General features: G+C 67.3%; 10 protein-coding genes. 7 read left to right on the top strand and 3 right to left on the bottom strand.

Annotated features, from left to right (window positions below; genetic code table 11):
* Window positions 1-140: 140 nt before the first annotated feature.
* The 7 genes from BMZ45_RS02760 (at window position 141) to BMZ45_RS02730 (ending at window position 6,831) form a co-directional block, all read left to right on the top strand.
* The gene (locus tag BMZ45_RS02760) at window positions 141-731 is read left to right on the top strand and encodes a TetR/AcrR family transcriptional regulator (RefSeq protein WP_056179647.1); all 591 of its coding nucleotides are present in this window, start codon (window positions 141-143) and stop codon (window positions 729-731) included.
* A 96-nt stretch (window positions 732-827) separates the two neighbouring features.
* Window positions 828-2,561 carry a phosphoenolpyruvate carboxykinase (GTP) gene (locus tag BMZ45_RS02755; protein ID WP_254776512.1) on the top strand — a complete coding sequence of 578 codons (1,734 nt, stop codon included), beginning with the start codon at window positions 828-830 and terminating at the stop codon, window positions 2,559-2,561.
* A gap of 7 nt (window positions 2,562-2,568) precedes the next feature.
* The gene (locus BMZ45_RS21910; RefSeq protein WP_091632147.1) at window positions 2,569-3,162 is read left to right on the top strand and encodes a 2OG-Fe(II) oxygenase; all 594 of its coding nucleotides are present in this window, start codon (window positions 2,569-2,571) and stop codon (window positions 3,160-3,162) included.
* On the top strand, window positions 3,159-4,721 hold the full coding sequence (locus BMZ45_RS02745) for a tetratricopeptide repeat-containing sulfotransferase family protein (protein WP_091632144.1): 1,563 nt from the start codon (window positions 3,159-3,161) through the stop codon (window positions 4,719-4,721). Before BMZ45_RS21910 ends, BMZ45_RS02745 begins: the two co-directional genes overlap by 4 nt.
* Window positions 4,722-4,785: 64 nt before the next feature.
* Window positions 4,786-5,364 (top strand): RNA polymerase sigma factor, encoded by a 579-nt coding sequence (locus BMZ45_RS02740; RefSeq protein ID WP_056179657.1) that lies wholly within the window; start codon window positions 4,786-4,788, stop codon window positions 5,362-5,364.
* Window positions 5,361-5,882, top strand: a complete 522-nt coding sequence (locus tag BMZ45_RS02735; RefSeq protein WP_091632141.1) for a hypothetical protein — start codon at window positions 5,361-5,363, stop codon at window positions 5,880-5,882. Before BMZ45_RS02740 ends, BMZ45_RS02735 begins: the two co-directional genes overlap by 4 nt.
* A 16-nt stretch (window positions 5,883-5,898) precedes the next feature.
* Complete coding sequence (locus BMZ45_RS02730) at window positions 5,899-6,831, top strand: DUF4097 family beta strand repeat-containing protein (protein WP_091632138.1); 933 nt, start codon at window positions 5,899-5,901, stop codon at window positions 6,829-6,831.
* A gap of 35 nt (window positions 6,832-6,866) precedes the next feature.
* Here the strand turns inward: BMZ45_RS02730 and BMZ45_RS02725 are convergent, their stop codons facing one another.
* The 3 genes from BMZ45_RS02725 to BMZ45_RS02715 form a co-directional block, all read right to left on the bottom strand.
* Window positions 6,867-7,529, bottom strand: coding sequence for a putative 2OG-Fe(II) oxygenase (locus BMZ45_RS02725; protein WP_091632135.1), 663 nt, complete (start codon window positions 7,527-7,529; stop codon window positions 6,867-6,869).
* A 141-nt stretch (window positions 7,530-7,670) separates the two neighbouring features.
* Window positions 7,671-10,658: a TonB-dependent receptor domain-containing protein gene (locus BMZ45_RS02720; protein WP_091632132.1), complete on the bottom strand. Its 2,988-nt coding sequence runs from the start codon at window positions 10,656-10,658 to the stop codon at window positions 7,671-7,673.
* A gap of 440 nt (window positions 10,659-11,098) precedes the next feature.
* Window positions 11,099-12,205, bottom strand: a 1,107-nt coding sequence (locus BMZ45_RS02715; protein WP_139215415.1) for a TonB-dependent receptor domain-containing protein, incomplete at its 5' end; no start/stop codon positions are given.

The raw sequence follows: 12,205 nt of genomic DNA, 5'->3' as shown, positions 1-12,205 counted from the left end.
CGGGCCGCGCCGCGTTCAAACGCCAGCATCAAACGCTCAACATACGCACGAGTATGGTAAGGTTCCCCGGCCGCTGTCAACTCGCCGATGCTGCGGTGCATACTGTTCCCGTCGGTGGCGTATGGTTACACTTGTCATCCATGAGCCAGCCCGTCCAGACCAAGCAAGAACGCAACGGCCGCCTGAGCGCCGACGATTGGGCGCAGGCCGCCCTAGACCTGATCGCCGAACAGGGCGTGGCCGCAGTCGCGGTCGAACCCCTGGCGCGCAGGCTCGGCGTGACCAAAGGCAGCTTCTACTGGCATTTCCCGTCGCGCGACGCCTTGCTGGTCGCGGCGTTGGAGCGCTGGGAGAAAGTCGAGCAGGAGACCGTGTTCGGTCAGCTCGAGCCGATCCCCGATCCGCGCCAGCGCCTGCGCTCGCTGTTCCACCTCGTCGCCCACGAGGTCAAGTCGCACATCATTTATTCCGAGCTGCTCAAGGCGCTGGACCATCCGGCCGTGCAGCCGGTGATCGGCCGCGTCTCCGAGCGCCGGCTGGATTACCTGACCGCATCCTTCCGCCAGGCCGGACTCAGCCGCACCGACGCGCAACATCGCGCGCGACTGCTGTACGCCGCCTACGTCGGTTTCCTGCAGCTCAATCTGCAGTTGCACCAGACGCGGATGCAGCACGACGAATTCGAGGCCTATGTCGAGCACATGATGGCCACGCTCATCCCTAACTCTTAAACAGTCCCCCGGCTGGAGGCCCTTGCCGTGAACGCCATTTCCAAAGACGTACCGACTGCACCCGCGCTGGGGAGCGCTGGCAGCCGGTTGGCCGCATTGAACGAATGGGTCGCGCAGGTCGCGGCCCTGACCCGTCCCGACCGCATCCAGTGGTGCGACGGCAGCGATGCGGAGAACGCCGCGCTGATCGAGCGCATGCTCGCCGACGGCACCCTGGAGAAACTCAACGAGCAGACCCATCCGGGCAGCTATCTGCACCGCTCGCATCCGGACGACGTGGCGCGCGTGGAGCACCTGACCTTCGTGTGCACGCGCTCGCCCGAGGACGCCGGCCCGAACAATCATTGGATGGCGCCGGCCGAGGCGCACGCCAAGATGGACGCGCTGTACGCGGGCTGCATGCGCGGCCGCACCCTGTACGTGATCCCGTACTGCATGGGTCCGATCGATTCGCCGCTGTCGCGTTGCGGCGTGGAGATCACCGACAGCCCCTACGTGGTCGCCAACATGCGCATCATGACCCGCATGGGCGCACCGGCGCTGGCGCGGATCGAGCGCGAGGGGGCGTTCGTGCGCGGCCTGCATTCGATCGGCGAGCTCGATCCCGAGCGCCGTTTCATCATGCATTTCCCCGAGGAGCTGACGATCAAGTCGTTCGGCTCCGGCTACGGCGGCAACGCCCTGCTCGGCAAGAAGTGCCACGCCCTGCGCATCGCCTCGCACCAGGCGCGCAGCGAAGGCTGGCTGGCCGAGCACATGCTGATCCTGGGCATCGAGAACCCGCAGGGCGAGACCCACTACGTCGCCGCGGCGTTCCCCTCGGCCTGCGGCAAGACCAACCTGGCGATGCTGATTCCGCCGCAGGGCTATCGCGACGCCGGCTGGAAAGTCTGGACGGTCGGCGACGACATCTGCTGGATGCGCCCGGGCGCCGACGGCCGCCTGTACGCGATCAATCCGGAAGCCGGCTTCTTCGGCGTCGCCCCGGGCACCTCGAGCAAGTCGAATCCGAACGCGCTGGCGACGATCCAGCACGACACCATCTTCACCAACGTCGGCGTCACCGCGGACAGCCAGCCCTGGTGGGAAGGCCTGGACAACGGCCAGACCCCGGTCACCGACTGGCGCGGCAATCCCTACGACCCGGCCAAGGGCCCGGCCGCGCATCCGAACTCGCGCTTCACCGTGTCGGCCAAGCAGTGCCCGAGCTATTCGGACAAGGCCGAGGACGCCCAGGGCGTGCCGATCTCGGCGATCGTGTTCGGCGGCCGCCGCGCCTCGCTGGTGCCGCTGGTGTTCGAGGCGCGCGACTGGACCCACGGCGTGCTGGTCGGCGCCGCGATGGGCTCGGAAACCACCGCCGCCGCGACCGGCGCGGTCGGCGTGATGCGCCGCGATCCGATGGCGATGAAGCCGTTCTGCGGCTACAACTTCGCCGATTACTTCAGCCATTGGCTGTCGTTCGACGGCGCCCAGGCCCAGCTGCCCAAGGTCTTCCACGTCAACTGGTTCCGCAAGGGCGACGACGGCAAGTTCCTGTGGCCGGGCTTCGGCGACAACCTGCGCGTGCTGGAGTGGATGATCGGACGGGTCAAGGGCGAGGCCGGCGCGGTGGAAACGCCGATCGGCCATCTGCCGGCGCCGACCGATCTCAATCTCGACGGCGTCAGCCTGTCCGACGAGGCCCAGGCCAAGCTGTTCGGCTTCGACCACGCCGGCTGGAGCGCCGAGTTCGCCAGCATCGGCGGTTACCTGGACGAGTACGGTCCGCGTATGCCGCAGGCGCTGAAGGACGAACAGCAACGCATCGCCGCCGCACTGGCCCGCTGAGACCTGCATGTCCGTCGCAAACCCCGCCGCGATCGCGGCCAGTCGTGAACTCCTGATCGACGGCCGCCCGCTGCGGGTGTACGACGGCCTGCTGTCCAACGTCGGCGACTACGTGCGCAGCCTGGCGCGCGCGCCGTTCACGCGCACCGAGGTCGCGCGGCCGGAGACCAACGACTACAAGCACTGGGCCACCGAGGTGAAACTCGAGGCCCTGGTGCAGCAGCCGATCTTCGACCTGACCCGGCGCGCGGTGCTGGGCTTCACCGGCCAGGGCTACGGCTACAAGCCGTATCGCGCCTACACCAACGTCGCCAGCTTCGGCGACATGCTGTTCACCCACACCGACTGCCTGCCCGACCAGCGCGATCTGACCGCGCTGTGGTACCTGTGCGAGCACTGGGATCTGGAGTGGGGTGGCGAGACCATGTTCTACGATGCCGCCGACGAAGTGGCCTGCGCGCTCACCCCGCGGCCGGGCCGGCTGGTGATCTTCGACGGTGCGATCAAGCACGCCGGGCGTCCGCCGAACCGGATCTGTTACGCGCCGCGCTACACCTTCGCGATCAAGTTCGAACGCGTGGCCCTGGGTCCGACGGCATGAGCCAGGATCAGGTGCAGAAGCTCTGGCGACAGGGCGAGGATCACGCGCGGCAGGGCCAGGTCAACGCCGCGCTCGAAGCCTTCGAAAACCTGCTCGCGGTCGATCCCCACCACGTCCAGGCCCTGCTGCGCGCCTCGCGGCTGGCGCTGATGGTGGGCCGCTACCGGCTCGGCCACGACTACGCGATGCGCGCGCTGGCGCGGCGTCCGAGCTCGGACGAGGCGGTGCTGACCCTGGCGCGCGCGCTGCGCATGTTCAACGAACCCGGCGCGCTGCTGGAATGCGTGGAGCATTCGCGTTGGCGCGAACGCCGCTCGGTGGAGTGGCTGACCGAACTGGCGATGCTGGTCAGCACCATCGGCGACAACGCCCTGGCCCTGCAGATCCTCGACGTGGCGGCGATGCGCGATCCGCGCCATGCGCCGATGCGCTATTTCCGCGGCGTGGTGCAGATGTTCTTCGGGCAGATGGAGGAAGCCGAGCGCGAGCTGGAGCTGGCGATCGCGCGCCAGCCCAACATGGCGCAGGCGCATTGGGTGTTGTCGCGCCTGCGCAAGCAGACCGCCGAGTCCAATCACGTCGATCGCATGCTCACCCAGATTCGCGCCGCCAAACCGGCCAGCGAGAGCGAGGCCTACCTGGCCTTCGCCCTGCACAACGAGCTGCACGACCTGGGCCGCTACGAGGAATCCTGGCAGGCGCTGGATCGCGGTTGCCGGATCAAGCGCCAGCTCACCCCGCACGACCGCCTCGATGCGCGGCGCATGTTCGAAGGCCTGACCCGGCTATGCGATGCCGAGTTCGTGCGTCCGGTCACCCAGGAACCCGGCCCCTACGTGCCGGTGTTCATCCTGGGCATGCACCGCTCCGGCAGCACCCTGCTGGAGCAGCTGCTGGGCGGGCACCCGATGGTGTCCGACGGCGGCGAGACCTACGCCTTCACCACCCAGATGCGCTACGGCGCCGATTACCGCAACAAGGCCGTGCTCGACGCCGAACTGGTGCGGCGCGCGGCCAAGGTCGACTACGCCCAGGTCGGCCAGCGCTTCCTAGAGCGCAGCGCCTGGCGCGCCAAGGACCGGCCCTACCTGACCGAGAAGCTGCCCTCGAATTTCCTCAACGTGGGCTTCATCGGCCGTTCGCTGCCGCAGGCGCGCATCCTGCACATGGTGCGCGACCCGGTCGACACCTGCTTCTCCAACCTGCGCACCATGTTCTCGGACGTGAACACCTTCTCCTACGACCAGCACGAACTGGTGGAGTGGTTCGGCCAGTACCAGCGCCTGATGGCGCACTGGCACGAGGTCATGCCGGACCGGATCATGGACGTGCGCTACGACGCCCTGGTCGCCGACCCCGAAGGCGTGATGCGCCAGGTCCTGGACTTCCTGGGTCTGCCTTGGGACGCCGCGGCCACCACCCTGGACCGCGCCGGCGCTGTGGCCACCGCCAGCAGCCCGCAGATGCGCGGCGGCATCATCAAGAACCGCAGCTCGGCCTGGTCGCCCTACGAGGCCCAGCTGCAGCCGCTGATCCAGGGACTGGGCGCGCTGGTCTGAGCCGGCCGCGCGCCGGCACGGCGGCGGCTTAAACCTTCCCGGATGGCGGGGCATCGGAATGACTATGCTGACCGCCGTGACCGAATCCCTGCCAGACGAAGCGACACCGGCCGACGACCGCGACCTGGTCGGGGCGGCGGCGCGCGGCGAGACCGCGGCCTTCGAGACCCTGTACCGCCGCCACGCCGGCCGCGTCCATGGCGTGATCGCGCGCCTGGTCGGCCACCACGGCGCACGTGCCGAGGACCTCACCCAGGAGGCCTTCGTGCGCGCCTGGCAGGCGCTGCCAGCGTTCCGGTTCGAGTCCGCCTTCAGCACCTGGTTGCACCGGCTGGCGGTCAATACCGCGCTGATGGAGTTGCGCAGCCGGCGCAGCAAGCCGCAGGAGGACGGCGACGAGGACGCGTTCGAGCTGGTCGGCAGCGCCGACTCGGCCGGACACGTGACCGCGCTGTCGATGGACCTGGAGCGCGCGGTCGCCAGCCTGCCGCCGCGGGCCCGCGCGGTGCTGGTGCTGTACGACGTGGAAGGCTGGAAGCATGAGGAGATCGCCGCCGAACTCGGCATGGCGGTCGGCAGCAGCAAGGCGCAATTGCACCGGGCGCGCGGATTGCTGCGCGAACGGCTAGGAGGACAGGCATGAACACCGAACATCGAGAGCCCGCGTCGGACGGCGAACTGCCCGACGCCCTGCGTTGGCAGTTGCGCGCGCTGCGCCGCGACGAGCCGCCGGCCAACGACTTGTGGCCGGGCATCGCCGCGCGCCTGCAGCCGCAGGTGGCCGCGCCGGTACGCACGCCGCGGCCGCGCTGGCTGGCGCCGTTCGCGGTCGCCGCGACCCTGGCGCTGGCGATCGGCTTCACCGGCGTCTGGCGCGACCAGGCCGCCAACGACGCCCCGCAGGCGCGCAGCGAATCGCTGCTGCAGCGCGAGGCCGCCGGCATGACCTTGCAGTACCAGGCCGCGATGCAGGAAATGCAGCGCGCCGCCCCGGCCCCGAACGCGACCGCCCTGCAGCCCGCGTTCGAGGAACTGGACCGCAACGCCGCGCTGATCCTGGACGCGCTGGCCCACGACCCCGACTCGCGCCTGCTGCTGGAGCAGCTGCGCCGCACCTACGCACGACGCCTCGCGCTCGCCCAGCGCGTGGCCTACACCTGATCCCCGGAGGACGACCATGACCCGCGCATTCCACAAAGCAAGCCAGCTCGGACTCGCCCTCGGACTGGCCTATCTGGCCGCCGCCCCGGCGTTTGCGGCCACCCCCATCAACCAGACCCGCCCGCTGGATCCGCGCGGACGGGTCGAGATCGAGAACGTCAAAGGCCGCATCGACGTGCGCGCCTGGGACCGTCCGGAAGTGAAGATCGAAGGCAGCCTCGGCAACGGCGTCGAGAAGCTGGAGATCGAGGGCAACGGCGAGCGTCTGTCGATCAAGGTCAAATACCCCAACCGCGGCAGCGGCATGGGCTTCCTGGTCGGCGGCGACAAGAGCGAGCCCACCGACCTCAAGGTGACCCTGCCGCTGCGCGCCGACGTCGAGATCGACGGCGTCTCGGCCGACATCGACGTGACCGGCGTGGCCTCCTCGGTGCTGTCGATCGACAGCGTCAGCGGCGACGTGACCGTGGCCGCGGCGCCGCGCGAGGCCAGCATCGACAGCGTCAGCGGCGACCTCACCCTGACCCTCAACAGCGGCAAGGTCAGCGCCGAGACGGTCAGCGGCGACCTGCAGCTGCGCGGCCGCCTGGACGGCGACGTGGAAGTGGAAACGGTGTCCGGCCGGGTCGACGTGACCGTGCGCGAATCGGCGCTGCACCGCTTCAACGGCAACTCGGTGTCCGGCGACATCCGCCTGAGCACCGCGCTGGCGGCCAACGGCGAGATCTCGGTCGAGACCGTCAGCGGCGACGTCCACCTGGCCCTGCCGCGCAACCTGTCGGCGACCGTGCACGGGCAGAGCTTCAGCGGCGACCTGTCGGCGCCGGACGCGCAGATCGTCAAGCCCAAGCACGGCCCGGGCTCGAACTTCGAGCACCGCTACGGCAGCGGCAGCGGCGAGATCCACATGGAGACCTTCTCCGGCGATGCGACCCTGCAGCTCGACTGAGCCGGGCGCCCGCGGCCAGGAAACGACGCCGCCGCTCAGGCGGCGTCTTTCATCGAGAACCAGCAGTTGAAAGCGATGGTGATGCGCTCGTCGCGGCCGTAGAACGGCAGCACTTCGTGCGGCAGCCAGGACGGGAACAGGATCAGCTGCCCGGGCGAGAAGCGGATGTTCCAGGTGCCGTGATGGAACGGCGTCTGCAGGCGCTGGTTGCCGGGGTCGACGAACTGGTTGCTGTAGTAGTGCGGGTTATGGAAGCGCAGCACCCCCGATTCCGGGCGGTCCTCCGGGGTCTCGCCCGGATCCACGCAGTACACCCCCGACCACGACGCCATCGGGTGGGTGTGGGTGATGGTGAAACCGCCGTGGCGGGTGATGTGGTACCAGGTATGGGAGAAGATCTGCAGGCGCGCCATTTCGGCGGCGCTGTAGCCGTTGAGCTCCTGGATCGCGCGGCCCAGGGTGTTCCAGCAGAACTGGCGCAGCAATTGCACGCTGGTCTCCGGCCAGGAGAACAGCACGAATTCGCTCTCGAACACGCCCTGCTGCAGCGCCAGCGAGGGGTTGGGATTGGCGTAGCGCGAACCCTGCGCCTCGCGCGCCAACAGCAAGGCCTTGAGTTCGGCGTTGATCGCCTGGTGGTTGGGCAGGACGTCCTGCGCGAACGGGACCGAGAAGGCGGGGTAGAGCTCGAAGGGCATGGTGCGGTTCCGGGATCGGAGGCCGCGCGCGCGGCCGCGTCGGGAGTGTAACGCGACACGAGAGGAGCGGCGCAGGCCCGGGCCCGCAAAGAACTACGGCCCCTTTCGGGGCCGTAGCGGGTACTGCGTGGAGCGGTTCGATCAGAACTTCTGCGCGTAGCGGAAGTAGACGAAACGGCCCGGGACTTCGTACTGCGGATCGAACGAGTTGGCGAAGGTGGTGACCGACACCGGCGGGTTCTTGTCGAAGATGTTGTTCACGCCGATGGTGATCTTCGCGTTCCACGGAGCGTTCCAGTAGAAGCTCGCGTCGTGGTACGTCGTCGCGCCGATGTGGCGCTCCGCCGCATTACGCTGCGTGAAGGTGTCGCCACCGCCCACGCCGTCCCACACACCGTTGTTGTTGGCATCGGTCGGGATGGCGACGATGCGGTCCGGATCCGAGCACAGGAAGGCGTAGCCGTAGTCTTCCAGAGCCTGGCAGTTTTCGGTCTGCGACGAGTAGTAGCGGATGTTCCAGGTCGCGCCGATGTCGCCCTTCTCCCAGCGCGTGGCCAGGTTGGAGCGGACACGCCAGGCGTTGAGCTGGTTCGGGCCGTCGTACTCGCCGACCTGGTTGCCGCCTTCGTTGAAGAAGAACGGCTGGCCGACGGTCGGCACCTTCTGCTCGTCTTCGCCGTAGCGGCCGTCGCCGTCGATATCGTCCTTCTGGCTGGCCAGGTAGGTCGTATCCCAGACGAAGCTGAAGCGGCCCCACGAGGTTTCCGGCAGACGGTAGTTGACCGTCAGGTCGTAACCCTCGACTTCCGTACCACCGATGTTGGTGGTGGTGTTGAGCAGGGTCTGGATGTTGCCGTCGGCGCGACGGGTGTACAGGGCGCAGGTCGGGCCGGCGCCAGCGCTATCCAAGCACTGCTGGATGATGCCGGCACCGCCGATCGTGGTGATCGCGTCCTCGATCTTGATGTTCCACCAGTCCAGATTGATGTCCAGACCTTCGACCCAGCTCGGGCTGTAGACCAGGCCCAGGGTCTTGGTCTCGGCACGTTCCGGCTTCAGGTTCGGGTTACCGCCGACCGTGATGCGGATCTGCTGGTTGTCCTGCTGGTAGCCGCCGTTGGGCACGCCTTCGGCGATACAGCGGGCCTGGCCGGCCGGGTTCTGGTTGCCGAAGTTGGCGTTGTTGCAGGGATCGCTGAGGGTCGGGAACGAGTCGGCCTGACCGGCGAACAGCTCGGAGATCGACGGCGCGCGGAAGCCCTCGGACCAGTTGCCGCGGATCATCAGGTCGTCGATCGGCTTCCAGCGGAAACCGAACTTGCTGTTGAGCGTGTCGCCGAAGTTGCTGTAGTCGGAGTAGCGGGTCGCCACCGAGAAGTCGAGCAGCTTGGCGAACGGCACGTCGGCCAGCACCGGGATCGCGAGTTCGAGGTAGGCCTCGTCCAGCGAGTAGGAACCGTTGGTGGCGGTACGGCTGTTGCCGGTGGTGTTGCCCGAGTTGATCAGCGCGTCCGGCGAGTCGTAGCCGGACTCGGTGCGGTGCTCGAGGCCGAACGAGAAGCCCAGCGGGCCGCCCGGCAGGCTGAACAGGTCGCCGCCGATGTTGGCGTAGTAGCTCTGCTGGACGTAGTTGTACTCGTCGTGCGCGGTGAACGACACGAAGTTCATCATTTCCGGCGTGATGCTGCCGACGCCGCCGAGCAGGTTCAGCGGCACGCAACCGGCGATGACCGCGGTCGGGGTGCCGCAACGGGCCACGCCCTGGGCGTCGCGGAACGACGGGCCCAGCGCCTGCTGCAGGGCGATCATGTTGAACAGGCCGTAGGTGGTGTTATTGGCCTTGTTCTCGCCGCGGAAATAGCCGGCTTCCCAGTCGTAGTACTTCTCGTTGAAGGTCAGCGTGCCTTCCAGACCTGCGTTCATCGCGAACGTGGACACGTTCTGGTTGAACGAACGACCGCCGGACTCGGTGATGCGGCGGTTGATGCGCGAGATGTCCTGGCCGAACGGGTTGTAGATGCTGTTGCGGCTGATGAAGATCTGCTGGCCCTGCGGCGTGGCGCCCGGAGCGGTGCCCAGCACCACCGGCATCGAGGCGAGCAGCTGCTCGGACTCGCGCTGGTTGTAGGTGATGGTGGTCTTGAAGCGCAGGTTGTCGGTGATGTCGACGGTGCCGGCGGCGAAGACCGAACGACGCTCCTGCGGGGTCAGCAGGTAGTTCTCGGGCGCGAAGTTGTAGACATCGCCCGGCGCGACGTACGGACGCGGGGCGCTGTTGCCGCCCGGCTCATACGTGAAGGTGCCGGGGCCGCCGTTGAAGTTGGTCTGGGCGCCGGTACAGGCGCCATTGACGTAGCCGCCCGGGCACAGGGCGAAGCGGCCGCCCGGGCTGGTGCCCGAACCGAACGCGTTGCCGGTGCCGATGATCGGCTCCTTGGAGATGTAGCGGTCGCCGGCCATGACCGGCTCTTCCTTCACATAGCCGAAGCCCAGCATCGCGCTGAAGCGATCCGAGGTCGTGCCGATGGTGAAGTCGTAGGACTGGCGGAAGCCGTCGCCCTTGTCGAACGCGCCCAGGTAGGCGTTGGCTTCGGCGCCTTCGAAGTTCTGGCGCAGGATCACGTTGACCACGCCGGCGATGGCGTCGGAGCCGTAAATCGTCGAGGCGCCGTCCTTCAGGACTTCGATGCGCTCGACCGCGGCGGTCGGGATGGTGTTGAGGTCGACTGCGCCACCGAGACCGGTGCCGCCGACCCAACGACGGCCGTTGACCAGCACCAGGGTGCGGTTGGAGCCGAGGTTACGCAGGCTGACGCGGGTTTCGCCGTTGCCGCCGTTGTTGAAGGTGCTATTGAGGGTCGAGCCGTTGGCCGTGATGTTCTGGATCACGTCGCCGACCGAGGTCAGGCCCTGGGCGGTGATGTCTTCGCGGCTGAGCGAGAAGATCGGCTGCGAGGTCTCGATGTCGGCGCGCTTGATGCGCGAACCGGTGACCTCGATGCGGTCGAGGGTGGTGGCTTCTTTTTCGGTTTCCTGAGCAAAGGCGACGCCGGTGCCTGCGGCAGCGGTGGCGCCCACTGCGAGGGCGAAGGTAATCGCCTCGCGGAGCTGGGTGGTCTTCAAGGTCATCTCTCTCTCCAAGTCAGTCTTGGTGTCCCATGGGAGCCCGCCGGGTGGCGCAAAAAGAACGGCCTAAGTCGGCAAGGCTGCGGCCGATACTAGCCGCCCCCGGAAACTAATTAAAGTGTCGTTAACTGACTGGGGGCAGTCTCTTGAATTTGTGAGATTGCCGGCAAAAAAGCCCGTCCAGGTCGTTGCAGGGGGCCGCGGGGGTGGAATCCGCGGATCGAATTAAGGGCCGGTGCGATTTTGCGATTCCCCAGCGACACCTGGCGGTCGCTTCCGGTCCTGCCGTCCGGTGCCGTTGCGAGCTCCGCAGGCCGAGTGGCCTTCATCGGCCCGAGGCAGCGTCCTAGACCGATCGATGCCAGGCGCTGAGATGGGCGTCGCGCAAAAAAACTACGGCCCCATGAGGGGCCGTAGTCGTTGCAGCGGGTGTTGCGGGTCGATCAGAACTTCTGCGCGTAGCGGAAGTAGATGAAGCGGCCCGGGACTTCGTACTGCGGGTCGAAGCTGTTGGCGAAGGTCGACGCGGAGCGCGGCGGATCCTTGTCGAACAGGTTGTTCACGCCCACCGTGATTTTGGCGTTCCACGGTGCGTTGAAGTACACGGCGGCATCGTGATACGTGGTTCCGCCGATGTGGTTCTGCGGACGCGCGCGCGGACCGTCGGGAAGCAGGTCGGTGTCGTTGCTGTCCAGATTGGTGAAGCGGTTCGGATCCGAGCACAGGTTGAAGCGCTGACCGAAGATGACGCCTTGGCACTGCTCTTCCTGGCTGGAGTAGTAGCGGACGAACCAGCTCGCACCGAAGTCGCCCTTTTCCCAATTGACCATCAGGTTGGAGCGGATGCGCCAGTTGTTGGAGCGCCCCGAGCCGCCGATGTACTCGCCGACCAGGTTGCCGCCGTCGCCTTGGACCGGATCTTCGCTGATCAGACCGTCGGCGTTGCCGTCCACCGTCGACTTGACCAGATACGTGCTATCCCACACGAAGCGGAACTTGCCGAACGAGGTTTCCGGCAGCTTGTAGCCCACGGTCAGGTCGTAGCCTTCGTTGAAGATGCTGCCGACATTGTTCGGCGTGGCCTTCAGGCCCGAAATCTGGCCGTCCGCCGCACGCGAAATAAGGGCGCAGGCGGCCGGGTCGTTGTTGCGGTAGCAGTTGTTGACGATGGTCTGGGCGCTGAGGCTGGTGATGCCTTCCTCGATTTCGATCTCCCACCAGTCCAGCGAGATATCCAGACCTGCGGCCCAGCTCGGGCTGTACACGACGCCCAGGGTCTTGGAGATGGATTTCTCCGGCCCCAGGTCCGGGTTGCCGCCGGTGGTGGTGCGGATCTGGGTATTGCCCTGGGCGTATGCCGGGACGGCGGCGCAGGACGCCGGACGATCGGCGTTCGGCACGCCTTGCAAGGAGCCGTTACAGGGATCGGAGATGGTCTGGAACGTGTCCGACTGACCGGTGAACAGCTCGGCGATGGACGGAGCGCGGAAGCCTTCCGACCAGTTGCCGCGGACCATCAGGTCGTCGATCGGCTTCCAGCGGAAACCGAA

Source organism: Lysobacter sp. cf310, assembly GCF_900114355.1.
Taxonomy (GTDB): domain Bacteria; phylum Pseudomonadota; class Gammaproteobacteria; order Xanthomonadales; family Xanthomonadaceae; genus Lysobacter.
The sequence above is the reverse complement of the archived record's forward strand: the minus strand, read 5'-3'. Positions and strand labels throughout refer to the sequence as shown.